Source organism: Chryseobacterium sp. FR048 (genome assembly GCF_056844665.1).
Window position 1 is genome coordinate 925,527 of record NZ_JBXDSE010000002.1, and the last position, 18,263, is coordinate 943,789.

The following is an 18,263-nucleotide window of genomic DNA, read 5'->3' on the forward strand; positions in this document are numbered from 1 at the left end:
TGTGCATTCAAAAAAAGAACGTAATGAAAAAGAAATGGATCATAATGGCTGCAATACTACAGACAGCTCATGCTTTTGCCCAAATAGAATTGAGATCAGAATACCTTCCCCAGCAGAAGTATATTGATGACAATAAAGACAAAACTGATGGAAAAAGCTCAGCATTCACCACCACATTCACCGCAACAGTTCCGGTAAGTGTAAAACCTACCACCTATCATCAGCCTTCTATCTGGGCTGCAACGCTTAATGCTTCCTACACCTCATTCAGCAATGATGGAACAGCAGCTGAGGCATTACCTAAGGAAATGGGTTCGGCAGATCTTGGCGTAATGTACATGACCCCTTTGCACGAGAAACTTATGTTTATTGGAGGCGCTTCAGCCGGCTTCTACTCTACAGATACGGATCTTAAAAAAATAGGCGCGGATCATCTTGTCGTCAATATATATTCTTCATTTATATGGCAGGTTCGTCCTAAAATAAAATTAGGGGTTGCCCTTATTGGAAACAACGCTTTCGACAAACCCATGCTTATCCCTATGCCCTATTTTCAGTACCATAGTGAAAAAAACCGTGGAATGGAATATCATGCAGAGCTGAGTTATAATCCCAAATTTTCTGTGGGATACCGCTTTAATGAGGCTTTTGCTCTACGCATCGTCAACCGGCCGAAGTTTTTCTTTTCTCTTGCTCAAATAGACCGTCAAAAGAAATATTTTGATCATCATTATGTAAGTTTAGGTCTGGAACCTGAATACAGATTCAATAACTGGACAGTCAGCGGAACCTTTGGAGCCAATTTCGGTCGTACCGACCGCTACAGAGACAGGGAACCTTCTCAGTTTCTGAAGTGGGGAAATGCAACTTTTGATCCTTCATTTTATGTTTCTGCCGGGATTAAGTATAACTTTGCAGGCAAAGAAAAATAATCACGAGACAGCACCAATGATAAACTCTCTTTTTAATACCATCACCTATACAACAGCATATGGGCTTTTCTGAAATTTTCCGGAATCAGGAAACAAAAGGTAAAAAGTATGTGATCATACTCTATTACTTTATCGTTACTACGATCTATACGGTATATCAGATCTTCTTTTTCAATACGATCATGCAGAGCAGCATTCTTTCAAAAATCAGTCTTTGGGATAATTTTCTGCTGCAGTTTGTCCTGATCTATCCTATTGTCCTGGTCATGACTTTTCTGGATTATCTGCTGATCAAAGTAATTAATGAGATTACTCCTATGCACACCAGTATGTACAGGCATGCTTCTTCTTTATTTGTAAGCAATATCCTGCTGTGTACACTCTTATATTTTGCATTTAATTTTATTGTCACCGAAATATTCGATGTGGGCATCAAGCAGTCTCTATCCTATAAAGCGGGTCTTATTCTTAATATCACGGCCAATCTGCCTATTCTTCTTATACTTGATCTGTTGTTTTATTTCCAGGCGGAGCGCAAGGCTATTAAAGCCTCTGAAAAAGCAAAACGAGATATGCTCATGTATCAGTATAATGCTCTGAGAGCCCAGGTAAACCCTCATTTTTTGTTCAATTCACTGAATGTACTGTCTTCTCTTATCTATGAAAATCAGGAGCAGGCTAATAAATACACCAAAGCGCTATCTCAGGTATACCGACAGGTATTATCCGTCAGTAAAAAACCTCTGAATACCTTAAAGGAAGAGATGCATTTTTTCCGCCAGTATCTGTTTTTAATGGAAATACGGTTTGAAAACGGGTTTAAGATTGACATTGAACCTGTTGAACCGTGGGAAGATCGTAAACTGGTTGCATTCAGTTTTCAGCTTCTTCTGGAAAATGCGTTCAAGCACAATGTAAGTTCCGCTGCAGATCCTTTATTAATCTATATTTCTGTGGATGAACATGGGGTTTCTTTCAGAAATAGAATATTTTTACGCAATGATATTACCAAAGGAGAAGGAATCGGTTTATCTTTTCTGAATACCCAATACGACCGTTATCATAAAAAACTGAAAATAATGGAGGAACAGGATGAATTTGTTGTTAAAATACCTTTCATAGAATGAAAAAATATTTAATTGTTGAAGATGAACGCCTTGCTTTTTCTGAACTGAAACGAATGGTAGACCGTCTTCGTCCGGATGATCATTTACTGGCAAGAACAGAAAGTGTATTGGAGTCTGTTGAGTTTCTGCAGGAACAAAAGCCTGATTTTATTTTGATGGACATTAGTTTATCAGATGGCAGCTGCTTTGAAATCTTTAACCATATCAAAGTGGAAGTTCCTATTATTTTTACAACTGCTTATGATGAATATGCCATACAGGCATTCAAAGTCAACAGTATAGATTATCTGCTGAAACCTATTTCGGAGGAAGAGCTGGAGCGGGCTCTCATTAAACTTGAAGACCTGCATTTCGACAAAGAACAGAAAGAAATAGGCATCCGCATGGTAGAATCTTCTCTGATGAAAAAGGTTAAAAACAGATTCCTGGTGCATTCCCGTGATGGTTATCTCTACGTAGAATCTAAAAATGTGGCCTATTTCTACAGTGAAGAAAAAGTGGTAATGCTGCATACTTTTGATAATAAACGATATATTGTCAATTATACATTGGATCAGCTTGAAGTACAGCTTACAGAAGATGTCTTTTTTAGAGTTTCCCGAAATTGCATAACCAATATCAAGGCGATAAAAGGGATCAGAAAGGCGGCCAACAGCAGGCTTTCTATTGATTTTGATCCGGAATGTCCTCATGAAATCATCGTAAGCCGTATGCGGGTTCAGAACTTCCTTGAGTGGCTGAATGATGATTAAAACAAAACATCTTGATTTATATGTATCTTTACTATGAATTTAATAAATTATGATGAAGGAAGTAATCGTATATCAAATTGACTCTTTTACAAAGGAAAAATTCAAAGGAAATCCTGCCGGAGTGGTATTGAACGCGGAACATCTTACAGCAGATGAAATGCAGCTTATTGCAAGAGAGCTTAACAATTCTGAAACGGCTTTTGTATTCAGGCCTGAACAGAATGAAAATTTCGATTATCATGTCCGCTATTTTACCCCAACTACAGAAGTTCCTATCTGTGGACATGCCACCATTGGTGCTCTTTATGCCAAAGCTATTGAAGATCAGTTGGATTCATGCACGATTACAATTAATACGCAGGTTGGAGTTTTACCCATTGATATTGTCAGAAAGAATCATGATTACCAGATTACCATGACTCAGGGTGCCTTTAGTCTGAGCTCTCCTTTTGAATCTTTAATTACCGGAAATATCATTCAGGCACTGGGATTGCAAATGGAAGATCTGGATGAAAAATGCCCTGTACAAATCGCTTCTACCGGCCATTCTAAAGTGATGATTGGTATTAAAAGCAGATCTGTTTTAAATCAATTAACTCCCAATTTTGATTATTTGGCTAATCTCAGCAAAGAAATCAAGTGCAATGGTTATTTTGTTTTTACCTTCGATTCTGATGATGAACAAGTGCTGACTTACGGGAGAATGTTTGCCCCGGCAATTGGAATATCGGAGGATCCTGTTACCGGAAATGCAAACGGACCTTTAGGCGGTTACCTCGTTCAGAATAAAATTGCAGACGTTTCTGACGGAACGTTTGAATTTATTGGAAGACAGGGTGAGACCCTCAACAGGATTGGAGAAATGAAAGTTGAGGTGAATGTAGCTGATCATCTTCCCCAGACCATCAGAATTACGGGTGATGCTGTAAGTGTATTCCGTACAGTAATGCACATCTGAGTTCACAATTCCGCCTGATTTTCACAACGCTTCCCCATTCGTATTTTCAAGTTTTTTACGATAGTTTTTGGGGGTTTCTCCTGTTTTGGTTCTGAAGAGATAGGAGAAATGGGAGAAATTCAGAAATCCAAGCTCAAAAGCAATCTCCTTGATCGATTTACTGGAACTATGAAGCAAATTTTTGGCTTCCAGAATGATTCTTTCTTTAATAAACTCAAGCGGAGAAATCTGATATTGTTTTCTACAGATCACGCCCAGATAATTGGGTGTAATGCATAATTCATCAGCATAAAAAGACACATTTTTCTGGGTTTTATAATATTTATCAACCAACATATGAAAACGGAAAGCAAGATTATCCGGAGCACTTAATGCTTTATTCCCATAAGCATGTTCTACCCAGAGATTGATAATGAGTGCCAAAAGACGAACCCTTGCATTAATAAGTTCAGGGAACACAACATCCGCAGCTATTTCTTTCCTGATCGCATTAAATTCCAGGCTGAATCTATGATATGTTTCATCATCGGGCTGTATCATTTCATATTTGCTGTATGAAGAAAAGGTGAATTTAAGCGTGGGTGAAAAGGTTTTAAGAATCGCATCATTAATGATCAGCCTTCTTCCCACCGTACCTGGAGCCAGTTCCCATTTGTATTCTCTCTTCGGAAGATGTATAAACAACTGCTGCGCTTTTAAATGGTACTGATTAAGCCCCGTCGTACATTTCCCACCATCACATTGGTCCAGTAAGATAATCGTAAAACAGTTCTCCGGGAAAAAATTCAGCGAGTCTCCACTGATCTCGTCCTGGAAAACAACATCAATCCCTTTATTAAATACCTCCTCTACTGAATTTTTATTAATCAGTTCTTTATCTATTATCATACGATTCCTTTTCAATACACCAATGAAAATGCTGCCCACTAATTTATAAAATTACCACATATTCTGTTTTCTCTGAATATCATAAATATTATGATCTGTTTTTGCAGCGTGCAAAGATACATTCTTCTGATTCGTCCGGAAATATCAGAAACCGTGACAAGAATATCCTGTTTCCTATTATTCAGAATCAATAAAATCACAAGAAAGCACCTCTATTACCCTATCCTTCTTATTTTTAAAGCTTATCAACCTTATTTTAAGATCAGATTTTCAATACTGATATTTTTGGCTTTTCGTGAAAACAATAAGTATATTTGTGTAAGGTTCTTTTGCCTTTATCTCCATATGTTAACAGACAAATTCGGAAGACATATCACTTATCTTAGGTTAGCTGTTGTTGACCGATGCAACCTCCGATGTACTTATTGTATGCCGGAAAAGGGCCTCGACTGGATCAAGCAGGACGACCTGATGACTGATGCGGAAATGCTCAGGATATGTTCAGTATTTACAGATCTTGGTATAGATAAGATCAGAATAACGGGTGGTGAGCCTTTCGTAAGGAAAAACTGCATTGATCTTATTGAAAAAATATCGCACCTCAAGGGGCTTACAGATCTCAGCATCACTACCAACGGACTTCTTACTGAACAATATATTCCTCAGCTTAAAGAATTTGGAATTAAATCGGTCAACCTTAGTCTTGATACTTTGGATAAAGAACGTTTTTTCAAAATAACCCGCCGAAACAGCTTTGATAAAGTGATGAAAACCCTCGAAGGTTTGTTAAAACACGATATTAAGGTAAAGATCAACACGGTTGTGATGGAAAATCAGAACATAGAGGATATTATTCCTTTGGTTCAGCTTACCAAAGAACTTCCTGTAGATGTACGTTTTATTGAAGAAATGCCCTTCAATGGAAATAACGAGGCGGAAATAGCCCTGAAGTGGAACCACCCTCAAATCTATAGTTACATCAAAGATTATTTTCCAGAGATACAGAAAGCCGAAGACCCGAAAAGCTCAACCTCTTACCATTATAAAATACCTGGTTTTGCAGGAGATATAGGCATTATTGCAGCCTATACCCGTTCATTCTGCGGAGACTGCAACAGAATCCGGATTACGCCTTCAGGCATATTAAGGACCTGTCTCTATGAAGGAGGCGGAATTAATTTAAAAGATAAAATCCGCTCGGGAATGTCCGATGAAGCGCTTAAAAATATTATTATCAACAGTATACATCATAAACCCAAAGACGGATGGGAAGCGGAACAACTAAGTCTCACAGCTTCGTCTATTCATCAGTCAATGGCTACAATAGGAGGATAATTATGGAAATGATCACCGTACAACAGGCAGAAAATATCATTCTTTCCCAAACGAAAGATTTTGGAAAAGAACAGATTTCTTATGAAGATACGTTAGGAAGAATTCTGGCTGAAGATCTTACTGCAGACCGGGATTTACCTCCTTTCGACAGACCTACTGTAGATGGAATTGCAATCCGCTACACTGCCTATGAAAAAGGAATCCGTTCTTTTGTTGTTAAAACCATACAATCTGCCGGAGAACCTTCCCAATCTATTGATTCAGAAACAGAATGTATAGAAATCATGACCGGGGCTGCTCTGGATCATTCAGTGGATACGGTGATCCGCTATGAAGATATAACGATACATAACGGGATCGCCAATATTCTCATTGACATAAAAAAAGGACAAAATATCCATCTGAAAGGCAGAGATAAAAAAGAAGGTGAAGTCCTGGTAAAAGCCAATCAGGTCATTACTCCCGCCATTATTGGAATTGCTTCTTCTATTGGCAAAATCTCTGTTTATGTAAAAAAACTGCCGAAGGTTATTATCATTTCCACCGGAGATGAAATGGTAAGTGCCGAATCTGTTCCAAGCCCTTATCAACTGAGACGCTCCAACGGAATTACCATACAATCCGTCCTGAAAAAATACCATATTGAAGCAGATACTCTTCATCTGAATGACAATTATGATGAAATCAGAAAAGAACTTTCCCGCTGTATCCATGAATATGACGTACTTCTGATGAGCGGCGGAGTATCTATGGGAAAATTTGATTACCTGCCTAAGGTCTGTGAAGAACTGGGCATAGAAAAGCTTTTTCATAAGATAAAGCAAAGACCGGGAAAACCATTTTGGTTTGGGAAAAATCAGGATCAAAAGCTTGTTTTTGCCTTTCCGGGAAATCCTGTTTCAGTGTTTATGTGCCTGCATAGGTATTTTATTCCCTGGCTGGAAAAATCTTTAGATATTTCAGGAAACTCGCCCCAGTTTGCGGTTTTACAAAATGATATTGAAGTTCCCTTTGCCCTCCAGTATTTTACACAGGTGAAACTCAGGAGTAACCCATTGGGACAACTTACAGCCGAATCAGTGAATACGAATGGGTCTGGAGACTTTTCCCATCTTGCAGATACTGATGCTTTTATGGAGCTTCCTTTGGAACAGAAAAGTTTTAAAAAAGGAGAAGTCTACAAAATATGGAAGTATAACGATAAATAATCACCACAGATTAACGAAGAAAATATAACCTTAAAAATTAGTGCATTTGTGCCCAGAAAACATCCACATTTGTGGGGCTAAAAAAGAATATATGTCAGAATTCACTCATCTTAATAAAAACGGTCAGCCTGCTATTGTAGATGTTGGCAGTAAGAAAATCACTCACAGAAAAGCTGTTGCGCAGGCTGTTATTTCTCTTCCCGAAAATGTATTGACAGCATTGAAAGAAGGTGATTTCAAAACCAAAAAAGGTTCAGTATTTCAAATTGCTATTATCGCCGGAATTATGGGCGCTAAAAAAACAAGTGAGCTGATCCCTCTTTGCCACCCTTTAGGGCTTGATAATTGTAATCTGCAGATAGAACTGAATGATCATCATGAAATCGTTATTGAATGTACTGCCAGTATTGAAGCCAAAACCGGTGTTGAAATGGAAGCATTGACAGGAGCATCTGTTGCTGCATTGACCATTTATGACATGTGCAAAGCACTGAGCCAAGATATTGTGATTAAAGAAATTAAATTAATAGAAAAAACAGGGGGAAAAAATGATTTCAGAAGAGCATAATACAGTTCCACGATTAAATGGTCTCGTTCTCACCGGCGGAAAAAGCGTAAGAATGGGGAAAGCTAAAGATCTCCTTCACTGGCATGGAAAGGAACAGCGTTATTTTGCAGCAGATCTCCTAGCCCCGTTTTGTGATGAGGTCTTCATTTCCTGCAGACAGGATCAGTTGGAGCATTTTGACCCCAATTATAATGCCCTTACCGATACTTTTCTGAATATGGGACCGTTTGGTGGTATTCTTTCAGCATTGCGAGCCCAAAGAGATAAGGCGTGGCTGGTAGTGGCCTGCGATCTTCCTCTGCTGGATAAAAAATCTTTGGAATTTTTGTTACAATCACGAAATCCTGAAAAGGTGGCTACTACTTATGAAAGTCCTTTTGACGGATTGCCGGAGCCTTTGATTACTATTTGGGAGCCTAAAAGTTATCCTTTGCTGCTGAATTTTTTGGGAATCGGGAATACCTGTCCTCGGAAAGTGCTGATCAATAGTGATACGCTTATGCTGAAACCGGATAACCCGGATGCTTTAATGAATGTGAATACTCCGGAAGATGCTGAAAAGGCAAAGCAGATACTGAAACGCTGATTGTGAACAAAGGAATTAATGAACGGTAGCTTTGTTGGAAAACGCTAAGGCGCAAGTTTTTTATCTTCTAAGGGGTTTTAAGGCGCAAAGATTTTATCTCCGATAAAATTGAGTGTGGAATATGTAAATATTGATTGAAAATATGCAAATGCTGGATAATTGGCGAGAGGGTAATAATTGCCACGGATGCACGAATAATCTTCTTTAGGGATACAATTAAACGCATATAATTTATTAGTGTATTAGTGGCAGAAAAAAAATAACGGAATAGAAACTATTATGAATACATCATTTGAACGTTATCAGTGTCAGATTGCTTTGCCAGGATTTGGTATTGCGTCTCAGGAACTGCTTAGTAATGCTAAAGTTCTTATTGTAGGAATGGGAGGTCTCGGATGTCCTGCTGCCCAATACCTTGCCTCTTCCGGTGTAGGTACTATTGGTATTGCAGATGATGATATTGTTTCTGAAAGTAATCTTCATCGCCAAATCCTATACAGCCCTGATGACTTGGGTGCCTATAAAGTGGATATTGCTACAAAAAAATTACAACAGCAGAATCCTTCTGTTACTGTCATTCCCTATCGGGTAAGAATTAGTTCGTCTAATGTGATGGAACTGATCTCGGAATTTGATCTGATCATTGAAGGAACGGATAATTTTGAGACCAAATGTCTTCTGAATGATGCCTGTGTATTAGCCGGGAAACCTCTCGTTTATGGTGCCATCTATCAACATGAAGGCCAGGTAAGCATCTGGAATATATTACAAAAAGACGGCAGCTATTCTCCTAATTACCGTGATGTTTTCCCCAATGCTGAAGAATCTCAGGTTCCTAACTGCAGAGAAGGCGGCGTGGTCCCTACTCTCGCTGGAATCGTGGGTTGTATGCAGGCCAATGAAGCTATAAAATACCTCATCGGATCTGAAGAAACTTTAGCAGGTAAGCTTTGGATGATGAACTTAATGAGTGGCAAGACACAGATTATCAAGCTCAAAAAAACTTCGGTGCAGATTACGGATCTCCCTCAGACTATTCCACTCATCAATTTTGAAGATTTTGAACGGAATCAGATCAATTTTGAAATGATAGATGTCCGTACAAAAGAGGAACACGTACGTTTTAATATTGGCGGAAAAAATATCCAATTGGATGAACTGGAGGATCACTACCCTTTTATTTCTTTGGTTTCAAATCCTATAGTGGTGTACTGCCAATCCGGTAAACGAAGTATGGAAGCGGTCAGAAGAATTAAAAATAAATTTCCTGAGAAGGAAGTATTTTCTCTGAAAAACGGAATCAGTGAAATACGACGATAACTTTTTTAACAACAGACCTGAGATTCTATGAAGCCATTTTTTTAACACTTAAGTTCACTTTAGGAGTTTTACAATGATACTGGTGAGAAGAACACATAAGAGGAAAACCAAACATTTTCAAAAACTAAAGTGTACTTTAATATTCAGAAAGCTTGTTACTTATAATAACTAAAGTGTCAAAAAAATTATCAATCAAATAAACTGGCATCTGAATAGAAAACCTTCCCATTGCTAATCCTTGCAGGTGCTGTGTAAGGGTGCTCTTCCATTTTACTTTTACTCATAATATGCTCCACATCCCATCCTTTTACTTTAAGATCATCAGAAATCATGGATCTGTGGCAGCTCCACCATACGGCTTCTGAGCACATAAAAGCAGTGGTCTTTTTCATCGCAATACTTTCGAGTTTTTCAACAGCCTTGGTAAATTCTTCTGTCTGCATATAATCAGCGTACCCACGGAAGGACTCGTTTCTCCATCGGCTATTGACAGAGTTGGGCTGAACTTTTCTCCGTCCTCCCAATGTTTCGAAATGAATGTATTCTATATGATTTTCCGGCAATATCTTTTCCAGATTTTCTTTACTGAACCACGGATACCTCTTTGAGCCTACAAACCGCCGTACATCAGCAAGAACTTCAATCTTAAATGATTTCAGCATTTCCAGAAATTCTTCCAGAGAATGAGTAGAATGTCCAATGGTATAAATAACCGGTTTTTCCAAAGACTCCATACGTTAATTATGATATTATCAGTCTATAATCGTCTGTTTTACTTTCTGAGATTCAGCAATGTTCTCTCCTGCCATTTCATGAATGGTTTCATCAATCATCACAGACATCGTGTTCAGAGCCAGATCATTGGCTTCTGTACCAAACGGTTCTTCAATCTCGTCTGCAATTGCTTCAAATGCCACAAAGGTATAGGCAACAAATACGACAATAAGCGGTGTAAACCACCTCAGCGAATCTACCAATCCAAAAGGTAAAAGGAAACAATAAATATAAACGGTACGATGCAGTAAAACACGATAGCTGTAAGGAAGCGGTGTGGAAATAATTCTTTCACATCCTCCTAGAATATCTGATAATTTATCAAAATTTTCATCAAAACGGGCCTGTTGGATGGAATCTATGCAGCCTTCATCTTTCGCTTTTTGTACCCATTCGCCCAATAACCTCATAATGACCGCTGGTTTATATTTTGCTGCGACAACTGTTTTTAACTGATCTTCATTAAGTCTTTGTTTTAAATCATCATAAGCATCTGTACCTCTCAGCTGATGTTTTAATGCAAAAATAAAGGCTCCCAGCAATTGAATAAATTCAGTGGCAGAAACATTGCTTTCTTTTACATTTTTTAAGGTTAAAGCCTGTCGGGTCAATGACCGTGCGGTATTCAACAAAGCTCCCCATAATTTACGGCCTTCCCAAAACCTGTCATAACTGGCATTATTCCGGAACCCCAGAAACAGGGCGAGTACAAAACCAAATAAAGTCAGCGGTGCCGGATTAAGCGGAATTTTAAAGGAAAAAATAACACCTCGCAGGTATACTACCCCCAGTGACAAAACAAAAAGCAAGAGAAGACGTGGCAGCAGTCCGGGTAATACTGAGCCATGCCAGACAAAAAGCATTTTAAACCAATGTTCCTTCTTCCTTATAATCATACTTTATGAAAAGCTTTTATGTTACAATTTATTTCCTGATCTGGCCTATCACTAAAGATTCCAGCTGATAGGAACTGCGCGCAGGCTTTTTCTCGCCTTCAGCCACAATACGGAGCGGACCTTTCGATTCAGACAGAGGTTTCCCATCTACAGTATCTGCAACAATGACATTTTTATCTGCAATAGAAACATCCAGCTCTGCTAAAGAAAACAAAACCTGATACCCGTCTGTACATTTTGCCAGCAAATATTTTGACATATTCTCTCCATGAAGTTCTTTACCGGACGGAGCTCCTGCTTTTGCAAGAATATCCTGAACAGAGACTCCCTTATAAATATGAATACTTCCATCTTTATCCTTCAATGAGGCTTCTTTTCTTGGCATCTTTGATAAATCGGTCAGACTCAGCTCTAAAGGATTGGGAACTTCCCCACTTACTTTAAGTTTAAATCCGGATTGACAGAACGCCCAGCCGGAAATCAGCAAAAGGGTTACAGGCAGTATTTTTTTCATAGAACAATATAAGAATAAATTATGGTCTTTGAATGGCTCCCTTATATAGCATTTCATCTACTTTTTTATAGACTTCGGGATCATGTTTTTTAATTTTTATTTTCACATATTTGGAAGCCGGCATATTGCTTTCCTTCACCACGTTGTTGACGGATACCAAAACATTAGTTTCCGGGAAATAGGTGACTGTATTTTTTTCCGGGATCTGATAGGAAACAATGATAAACAAAGGGGCTACTCTTTCAATACCATCGTCATAATTGTACAGATCTACTTTATCTCCGGCTTTAAATCCGGCTTTATCAATATCTTTCTGATTCATAAATATAACCCGGCGTTCATTTTTAATTCCACGGTAACGGTCATCTAATCCATAAATAGTGGTATTAAACTGGTCGTGAGTACGGGTTGTTGCCATCATATATTCATCGGAAGCAAGCGTATTATCTGGTATTTCCGTTAATGTAAACGGAGCACGTCCGCCAAGTTCTTTTGAAAAGCTTTGCTCGTCTCTTGCTGCATTGGGAAGATAAAATCCTCCTTTCTGCCGGGCACGGACGTTATAATCTGTAAAACCGGGAATACATTGTTCAATATCATCTCTTACGGCATCATAACTGTCATGGAAACGCTGCCAATTCACTACGGAACGGTCTCCCAACGTTGCCATAGCCATACGGCATACGATCTGAGTTTCGTTAATCAGATTATCTGAAACGGCATCCAGCATTCCTTTTGAACTCTGGACCACCCCCATTGAATTTTCTGTCGTAATGATCTGTATTTCGCCATTGACAATGTCTTTATCACTACGTCCATAAGTTGGGAGAATCAAGGCTTCTTTCCCATGAACAAGATGTCCTCTGTTCAGCTTTGTGGAAACACATACCAATAGATTCAGCTTCCTTAATGCATTTGCCGTATAAGTAGTGTCTGGAGTTGCAGAGATAAAATTCCCGCCCATACAAAACATTACTTTTATTTTTTCTTCGTGGATAGCTTTTATAGCACGTACCACATCATATCCATGTTTGCGGGGAACTTTGAAACCATAGAAATTTTCAAGACGATCAAGCTGTTCTTCTGTAGGTTTTTCATCAATCATCATGGTTCTGTTCCCCTGAACATTGCTATGACCACGTACCGGGCAAACTCCGGCTCCTGGCTTACCTATACTTCCTTTAAGTAAAAGAATATTCAGGATCTCTCTGATCATATCCACCCCGTTAGGCTGCTGGGTAAGTCCCATTCCCCAACTGATAATGATACGTTTTTTGAATGCGATCATTTCTGCAGCCTGATAAAGTGCTTCTTTAGCCACTCCGGAAAGGTCTGCCAGCTCATCCAGTTTATAATGATCAAACTGTTTCATAAAGTCTTCGTACCCTACCGTTTTATCTTTAATAAAATCTTGATCAAAGACTTTACCCGGATTTTTATTTTCAAATTCAATTAAAAGGAGTTCCAGTGCCTTTAATAAAGCCATATCCCCATTGATCTTTACAGGTAAATAAAGATCTGCCAGCTGCACACCGCCTGTGAGAATTTCCTTCACACTCTGAGGGTTGATAAATCCCATCAAACCAGCTTCCGGTAATGGATTAATGGCAATAATTTTAGCACCGTTCTTTTTGCCTTTCGCCAAAGCACTCATCATTCTTGGTGCATTGGTTCCCGGGTTTTGTCCGATGATTATAATGACTTCTGCGTCATAGAAATCTTCCAGGGTTACCGTACCCTTTCCTATTCCAATGGTTGGACGTAAAGCAGAGCCAGAAGTTTCATGGCACATATTGGAACAGTCGGGCATATTATTGGTCCCGAATTCTTTGGCAAACAACTGATATACAAACGAGGCTTCATTACTGGTTCGTCCTGAAGTATAAAAAGCGGCTTCATCCGGAGATTCCAGTGCATTGAAATGTTCTGCTATTTTTTTAAAGGCATTATCCCAGCTGATCGGTTCATAATGAGTAGCTCCCGGAGCCAGATACATAGGATCGGTAAGCCGCCCCATTTTTCCAATCTGATAATCATCCAGCTTAGCGAGGTCATACACCGAATTTTGTTTGAAAAACTCTGGGGTCACTCTTTTGGTGGTTGCCTCTTCTGCAAGTGCTTTGGCTCCATTTTCGCAGTATTCACCGAGAACGGAGCGCTCGTCATCGGGATCCGGCCATGCACAGCTCGGGCAATCGAAACCACCCATCTGATTCATTTTGAACAGGGCTCTCATTCCCCGGACAGGAGTCTTTTCTTCAAATAAATCACTAAAAGCAGCCATCACTGCAGGCACTCCTGCGGCGGCTTTTTCAACGTGTGTCAGCTTAAGGTCAAGTAAAGTAAAAGGATTCTCAGCATTCGGTTCTCTGCGGATTTCTTTTTCTACTTTCTTTTTGTTATGTTCTTCCATAGCCTTTTATTTTGTAAAGTGATCAACATTTAAGATTGGGATTCGGATAGTTATCGCTTTGGTCTTCCATTGTATTATCTATGCATACAAAATCTTTTTCCACCAAAAGCTTCACAAGACCTACCTGCCCGTCGAATCCTACAATATCTGTAGAAACCAGTTCTGCCACCATTTCTTCCGGCATTTTCATGACAATTTTATTTTCAATGAAGGCTGCAGAAAGAACTTTATCATTGGTTTTCTCAATAGCATAGATGAAAGGTCTGTCTACAAATTCAGTGAAGCTGGAAACGATGCCGTTTTTTCCTAATTCTGAAACCTCCGACTGGGTTAAACGGAATCTGATGGAGTTGTCTTTTATTCTTATTTTCATTTTTTATGCCTGTTTTTATTATTTTTCAATTATTCTGTGGAAGCTGCTCTCATTGTAGATATTAAAACGGTTATCCCGAAGAAATCCCAATAAGGTCATATCAAATTCTTTTGCCAGATCTACCGCCAGGCTGGATGGTGCTCCTATTGCTGCTACCACTGAAATTCCAGCCATTGCTGCTTTCTGAATAAGTTCAAAACTGGCCCTTCCACTGAGCACCAAAATCTTATCTTTCAGAGGGAGCTGCCCTGTGAATAAAGCATGTCCGATCAGTTTATCCAGTGCATTGTGTCTTCCTACATCCTCCCGTAAAGCCAGCAATTGACCTTCAAAATCGAAGATCCCGGAAGCATGAATACCTCCTGTAGCACTGAAGTTGTTTTGAAAAGACTGCAAATTTCCAGATAAACGGTATAAAATTTCAAATGATAATGTATGCTGCTCCCGGTCGATATGTTGAAAAGCACTTACGGTTTTTATGGATTCAATAGACCCTTTTCCGCAGACGCCACAGCTGGATGTTGTATAAAAGTTTCTGTCGGCATTTTTGAGTTGGGGTACAAAATCCTCAGCCAATTCTACTTCGATAATATTATCTCTGTTTCTGGAGCATTCTGCCTGGGAATGACCGATATTTTGTATTTGGTCATAACTGGAAATGATCCCTTCTGTGAATAGAAAACCTGCTGCCAACTCCTTATCATTACCGGGAGTTCTCATAGTAACGGATATATTTTTACTTTCCCTATGTTCATTTGAACCATAAGAAATCCTGATCTCCAGCGGCTCTTCTACAGAAAGATCATCAGTGTAAGGGAAGCTCTCGTTTCCTTTTACCTTGACAATTTCTATTTTCTGTACAGATTTGTTTTCTAAGGTATTGGTTTTCATATCTGAATAATCTGGCATAGTAAATATACGAATTTTCGTTCTTTCATTACGGATGGGCAGAAACCCATTCTTCACCATCTTCAAAAATTTCTTTTTTCCATATGGGAACCGTCTGTTTTATGGTATCGATTACATAACGGCAGGCATCAAAAACGGCATTGCGATGTCCGTCACTTACCACAATTATTACCGCAGCATCCCCGGGCACCAAAATTCCTGTACGGTGATGAACGACAATATTGCGCACAGAAAATTTAATTACAGCCTGATCAACGATCTTTTTTATTTCTTTAACTGCCATAGATTCATAACATTCGTATTCCAGGCGGACTACAGGTTTATTTTGAGTGACGTTACGAACGGTTCCTATAAATGTTGCTATTCCTCCACTGCTCAGATCCTGAGATAGGGTAAGGCATTCGTTGATACTTAATGGTTGGTCTGTTATTTTAATATTAGTCATTTCTTTTTAGGTGTGGGTCCACAGAATATTTTATTTTTTTTGCCACTAATGCACGAATTTTTTTGTGTTTTTTTATTTTTTACCCACCACTTACCGGAGGAATGATGGCTATTTCATCTGTACTTGTAATCATCTGATTGTCCTCTGCATATTCCTCATTCACTGCGATGAAATAGGACTTTAGTTTGACAAGCGGTGGAAAGTCCTTTTCCAGCATTTCTTTCAGTTGTATGACATTCAGCCCTTCCTGGACTTCCAGTTCTTTTTCTGATGTTCCAAGAATATCTTTCGTTATTCCAAAAGCCAATATTTTAATTTTCATTTCTATTTTTTTAATCTACCAATATTTCATTAAAACGTTTATTCCGGCTACCAGAACAAGGATGGCCGTCATTCTTTTAATCACCAAAGGATTCCATTTCAGAGACATTCTGGAGCCGATCTGTCCGCCGATCAAGACTGCCATACATAAGCTTAGAATCCTGAAATAATCCATATCTACCGATAGTTTGGAAAGTTGTCCAAAAATACCTGACACAGAATTAACCAAAATAAAAACACTGGAAGTTGCTGCAATTTTCCTCGGAGTATCCCATTTCATCAGATTTAAAAGTGGGGAAAGAAAAATTCCGCCTCCAATTCCCACTAATCCGGATAAAAAACCAATTCCACCTCCTAAAAAGCTATTTCCCAATACTGCAGACCGGGATTCCTGTGATAATTTCTGCTCGTTTTTCGTCTCTGTTCTGATCCATAATAATACTGCTGCGATGATCAGGGTGACTCCTAAAATCAGAAAGAAGGTTTCCTGACTTATCTTCAATACTGCTCCCAGATACGCCATAGGAACACTCACTAAAGTAATGGGGACTACTTTTTTCCAGTCGATCTGTTTATTTTTAATATAAATATAAACCCCACCCACTACCACAATGACATTGCAGATAAGGGCCGTAAGACGTATTTCCTGATAAGGAAGATTATACATAGCCAGTACTGCAAGGTAACTGGAGCCCCCACCAAATCCTACTGATGAATAGACAAATGCAATGATCAAAAAGAACAGAAAAATCTCCCAATGCCCCATATTATTTTATTGAAGGTTTATTTCATTACAATAATACTCATTTTGTAGTTTGGTTAGGCTCGGAAAATGTAAAAGTCTCTACAGTGATTTGTGAAAAAAATGTCATAAATTGTTTATCTCAAGAATAAAATGAGGTGATCCCATTATCATTTATTAAATTTGATTCATTAGAAATCGTAAAAATGCCAGTAAACGAAACACAAAAAAATATGAATTCTCAAAACGTTACCGACTATCCTAACAACAACACGTATTTTCTGGTCTGGAACTTCAAACAGAATGCAGACCCTGCTCAAATAAAATCTGTTTTCCAGAGAATCTGTGCTTTGGTCACCAACCTGAATAATTCTGCCCTGGACCGTTTTCCAAACTCAAAAGCGAGCTGTGTAATGGGCATTGGATATGAAGCCTGGTCACAACTGGAACTGCCTACTCCACTTCCTAAAGAATTTAAAAAATTTGAAGAGATAAAAGGCAGTAAGCATACTGCTGTAAGTACGAGAGGAGATCTCCATTTTCATATCCGTTCTGATGAAAAAAGTCTGGCGTATGATATGTCTTCTACTATTTCTGATTTTATGACAGAAATTGCTGATGCTGTGGTGGAAGTTCAGGGATTCCGGTATTGGGACAGCAGATCGATCTTAGGTTTTGTAGATGGTACGGAGAATCCGCACGGAAAAGACCGTGATTATTTTGCAATCATCGGCGATACAGATCCTCAGTATGAAGGCGGAAGCTATCTTTTTGTACAAAAGTATCTTCACAATATGACTGCCTGGAAATCTCTTTCCATAGAAGATCAGGAAAAAGTGATCGGAAGATCAAAAGAACAGGACATCGAAATGGATGATGAGGTAAAGCCTAAAAACTCCCATATTGCATTAGCCAATGTAGGGGATGATTTCAAAGTGGTGAGGGACAATATGCCTTTCGGAAATGTTTCTACCAATGAAATGGGAACTTATTTTATCTGCTACGCCAGCACTTTCAGTACGGTAGAAAAAATGCTCACCAATATGTTTATCGGTGATCCTGCAGGAAATTATGACCGCATACTGGATTTCAGTACCGCTCAAACGGGCACCTTATTCTTTGTGCCTTCTGCTGATATGCTGGACGATTTTTCTTCATAAAATTATTTTATACAATAACATAAATGGGCCGCTTCAAAGAAA

At 38.9% G+C, this 18,263-nt stretch carries 20 protein-coding genes; 10 read left to right on the plus strand and 10 right to left on the minus strand.

Annotated elements, in window-relative coordinates; all coding sequences use genetic code 11:
* Nucleotides 1-23 precede the first annotated feature (23 nt).
* The 4 genes from AC106K_RS09135 to AC106K_RS09150 are packed head-to-tail and all read left to right on the plus strand — an operon-like array spanning nucleotide 24 to nucleotide 3,769.
* Complete coding sequence (locus AC106K_RS09135) at nucleotides 24-932, plus strand: DUF6268 family outer membrane beta-barrel protein (protein WP_482444688.1); 909 nt, start codon at nucleotides 24-26, stop codon at nucleotides 930-932.
* Nucleotides 933-991: 59 nt separating this feature from the next.
* A complete protein-coding gene (locus AC106K_RS09140; RefSeq protein ID WP_482444690.1) occupies nucleotides 992-2,059 on the plus strand; it encodes a sensor histidine kinase in 1,068 nt (355 codons plus the stop codon).
* Entirely contained in the window at nucleotides 2,056-2,811 is a 756-nt protein-coding gene (locus AC106K_RS09145) for a LytR/AlgR family response regulator transcription factor (protein WP_482444692.1), read from the plus strand. Before AC106K_RS09140 ends, AC106K_RS09145 begins: the two co-directional genes overlap by 4 nt.
* Nucleotides 2,812-2,860: 49 nt before the next feature.
* Nucleotides 2,861-3,769, plus strand: coding sequence for a PhzF family isomerase (locus tag AC106K_RS09150; protein ID WP_482444694.1), 909 nt, complete (start codon nucleotides 2,861-2,863; stop codon nucleotides 3,767-3,769).
* 21 nt (nucleotides 3,770-3,790) lie between these two features.
* Here the strand turns inward: AC106K_RS09150 and AC106K_RS09155 are convergent, their stop codons facing one another.
* Nucleotides 3,791-4,657 (minus strand): helix-turn-helix domain-containing protein, encoded by an 867-nt coding sequence (locus AC106K_RS09155; RefSeq protein WP_482444695.1) that lies wholly within the window; start codon nucleotides 4,655-4,657, stop codon nucleotides 3,791-3,793.
* 345 nt (nucleotides 4,658-5,002) lie between these two features.
* Between AC106K_RS09155 and moaA the strand changes: the two genes are divergently transcribed.
* From moaA to AC106K_RS09180, 5 genes are all read left to right on the plus strand, one after another.
* A complete protein-coding gene (gene moaA / locus AC106K_RS09160) occupies nucleotides 5,003-5,992 on the plus strand; it encodes a GTP 3',8-cyclase MoaA (protein ID WP_482444697.1) in 990 nt (329 codons plus the stop codon).
* Nucleotides 5,923-7,200, plus strand: coding sequence for a molybdopterin molybdotransferase MoeA (locus AC106K_RS09165; RefSeq protein ID WP_482444699.1), 1,278 nt, complete (start codon nucleotides 5,923-5,925; stop codon nucleotides 7,198-7,200). The genes moaA and AC106K_RS09165 overlap by 70 nt, the downstream gene beginning before the upstream one ends.
* Nucleotides 7,201-7,291: 91 nt before the next feature.
* Nucleotides 7,292-7,768, plus strand: coding sequence for a cyclic pyranopterin monophosphate synthase MoaC (gene moaC, locus AC106K_RS09170; RefSeq protein WP_482444700.1), 477 nt, complete (start codon nucleotides 7,292-7,294; stop codon nucleotides 7,766-7,768).
* Entirely contained in the window at nucleotides 7,749-8,354 is a 606-nt protein-coding gene (locus AC106K_RS09175; protein ID WP_482444701.1) for an NTP transferase domain-containing protein, read from the plus strand. Before moaC ends, AC106K_RS09175 begins: the two co-directional genes overlap by 20 nt.
* Before the next feature lie 279 nt (nucleotides 8,355-8,633).
* Nucleotides 8,634-9,674: a ThiF family adenylyltransferase gene (locus AC106K_RS09180; protein ID WP_482444702.1), complete on the plus strand. Its 1,041-nt coding sequence runs from the start codon at nucleotides 8,634-8,636 to the stop codon at nucleotides 9,672-9,674.
* Between the two features lie 188 nt (nucleotides 9,675-9,862).
* Here the strand turns inward: AC106K_RS09180 and AC106K_RS09185 are convergent, their stop codons facing one another.
* From AC106K_RS09185 to AC106K_RS09225, 9 genes are all read right to left on the minus strand, one after another.
* Nucleotides 9,863-10,408 (minus strand): DUF488 domain-containing protein, encoded by a 546-nt coding sequence (locus AC106K_RS09185; protein ID WP_482444704.1) that lies wholly within the window; start codon nucleotides 10,406-10,408, stop codon nucleotides 9,863-9,865.
* A gap of 18 nt (nucleotides 10,409-10,426) precedes the next feature.
* A complete protein-coding gene (locus AC106K_RS09190) occupies nucleotides 10,427-11,344 on the minus strand; it encodes a bestrophin family protein (RefSeq protein ID WP_482444706.1) in 918 nt (305 codons plus the stop codon).
* A gap of 28 nt (nucleotides 11,345-11,372) precedes the next feature.
* The gene (locus AC106K_RS09195; RefSeq protein WP_482444708.1) at nucleotides 11,373-11,858 is read right to left on the minus strand and encodes a molybdopterin-dependent oxidoreductase; all 486 of its coding nucleotides are present in this window, start codon (nucleotides 11,856-11,858) and stop codon (nucleotides 11,373-11,375) included.
* A gap of 19 nt (nucleotides 11,859-11,877) precedes the next feature.
* A complete protein-coding gene (locus AC106K_RS09200; protein ID WP_482444710.1) occupies nucleotides 11,878-14,271 on the minus strand; it encodes an FdhF/YdeP family oxidoreductase in 2,394 nt (797 codons plus the stop codon).
* A gap of 22 nt (nucleotides 14,272-14,293) precedes the next feature.
* The gene (locus tag AC106K_RS09205) at nucleotides 14,294-14,644 is read right to left on the minus strand and encodes a DUF7009 family protein (protein WP_482444712.1); all 351 of its coding nucleotides are present in this window, start codon (nucleotides 14,642-14,644) and stop codon (nucleotides 14,294-14,296) included.
* Nucleotides 14,645-14,662: 18 nt separating this feature from the next.
* Complete coding sequence (fdhD, locus tag AC106K_RS09210) at nucleotides 14,663-15,553, minus strand: formate dehydrogenase accessory sulfurtransferase FdhD (RefSeq protein ID WP_482444714.1); 891 nt, start codon at nucleotides 15,551-15,553, stop codon at nucleotides 14,663-14,665.
* Between the two features lie 28 nt (nucleotides 15,554-15,581).
* On the minus strand, nucleotides 15,582-15,998 hold the full coding sequence (locus tag AC106K_RS09215; protein ID WP_482444715.1) for a molybdenum cofactor biosynthesis protein MoaE: 417 nt from the start codon (nucleotides 15,996-15,998) through the stop codon (nucleotides 15,582-15,584).
* Nucleotides 15,999-16,077: 79 nt separating this feature from the next.
* Nucleotides 16,078-16,320: a molybdopterin converting factor subunit 1 gene (gene moaD, locus AC106K_RS09220; RefSeq protein WP_482444716.1), complete on the minus strand. Its 243-nt coding sequence runs from the start codon at nucleotides 16,318-16,320 to the stop codon at nucleotides 16,078-16,080.
* A 15-nt stretch (nucleotides 16,321-16,335) separates the two neighbouring features.
* Nucleotides 16,336-17,085 (minus strand): sulfite exporter TauE/SafE family protein, encoded by a 750-nt coding sequence (locus tag AC106K_RS09225; RefSeq protein WP_482444718.1) that lies wholly within the window; start codon nucleotides 17,083-17,085, stop codon nucleotides 16,336-16,338.
* 209 nt (nucleotides 17,086-17,294) lie between these two features.
* On the opposite strand from AC106K_RS09225, the gene AC106K_RS09230 reads away from it, so the two are divergent.
* Nucleotides 17,295-18,221, plus strand: a complete 927-nt coding sequence (locus AC106K_RS09230; RefSeq protein WP_482444720.1) for a Dyp-type peroxidase — start codon at nucleotides 17,295-17,297, stop codon at nucleotides 18,219-18,221.
* Nucleotides 18,222-18,263 lie beyond the last annotated feature (42 nt).

Coding starts and splice junctions, on each gene's coding strand:
- AC106K_RS09135 (WP_482444688.1), top strand. CDS start 24: ATGAAAAAGAAATGGATCATAATGGCTGCAATACTACAGACAGCTCAT.
- AC106K_RS09215 (WP_482444715.1), bottom strand. CDS start 15,998: ATGACTAATATTAAAATAACAGACCAACCATTAAGTATCAACGAATGC.
- moaD (WP_482444716.1), bottom strand. CDS start 16,320: ATGAAAATTAAAATATTGGCTTTTGGAATAACGAAAGATATTCTTGGA.
- AC106K_RS09200 (WP_482444710.1), bottom strand. CDS start 14,271: ATGGAAGAACATAACAAAAAGAAAGTAGAAAAAGAAATCCGCAGAGAA.
- AC106K_RS09185 (WP_482444704.1), bottom strand. CDS start 10,408: ATGGAGTCTTTGGAAAAACCGGTTATTTATACCATTGGACATTCTACT.
- AC106K_RS09195 (WP_482444708.1), bottom strand. CDS start 11,858: ATGAAAAAAATACTGCCTGTAACCCTTTTGCTGATTTCCGGCTGGGCG.
- AC106K_RS09140 (WP_482444690.1), top strand. CDS start 992: ATGGGCTTTTCTGAAATTTTCCGGAATCAGGAAACAAAAGGTAAAAAG.
- AC106K_RS09190 (WP_482444706.1), bottom strand. CDS start 11,344: ATGATTATAAGGAAGAAGGAACATTGGTTTAAAATGCTTTTTGTCTGG.
- AC106K_RS09180 (WP_482444702.1), top strand. CDS start 8,634: ATGAATACATCATTTGAACGTTATCAGTGTCAGATTGCTTTGCCAGGA.
- moaC (WP_482444700.1), top strand. CDS start 7,292: ATGTCAGAATTCACTCATCTTAATAAAAACGGTCAGCCTGCTATTGTA.
- AC106K_RS09155 (WP_482444695.1), bottom strand. CDS start 4,657: ATGATAATAGATAAAGAACTGATTAATAAAAATTCAGTAGAGGAGGTA.
- AC106K_RS09225 (WP_482444718.1), bottom strand. CDS start 17,085: ATGGGGCATTGGGAGATTTTTCTGTTCTTTTTGATCATTGCATTTGTC.
- AC106K_RS09175 (WP_482444701.1), top strand. CDS start 7,749: ATGATTTCAGAAGAGCATAATACAGTTCCACGATTAAATGGTCTCGTT.
- AC106K_RS09205 (WP_482444712.1), bottom strand. CDS start 14,644: ATGAAAATAAGAATAAAAGACAACTCCATCAGATTCCGTTTAACCCAG.
- AC106K_RS09150 (WP_482444694.1), top strand. CDS start 2,861: ATGATGAAGGAAGTAATCGTATATCAAATTGACTCTTTTACAAAGGAA.
- moaA (WP_482444697.1), top strand. CDS start 5,003: ATGTTAACAGACAAATTCGGAAGACATATCACTTATCTTAGGTTAGCT.
- fdhD (WP_482444714.1), bottom strand. CDS start 15,553: ATGCCAGATTATTCAGATATGAAAACCAATACCTTAGAAAACAAATCT.
- AC106K_RS09230 (WP_482444720.1), top strand. CDS start 17,295: ATGAATTCTCAAAACGTTACCGACTATCCTAACAACAACACGTATTTT.
- AC106K_RS09145 (WP_482444692.1), top strand. CDS start 2,056: ATGAAAAAATATTTAATTGTTGAAGATGAACGCCTTGCTTTTTCTGAA.
- AC106K_RS09165 (WP_482444699.1), top strand. CDS start 5,923: ATGGGAAGCGGAACAACTAAGTCTCACAGCTTCGTCTATTCATCAGTC.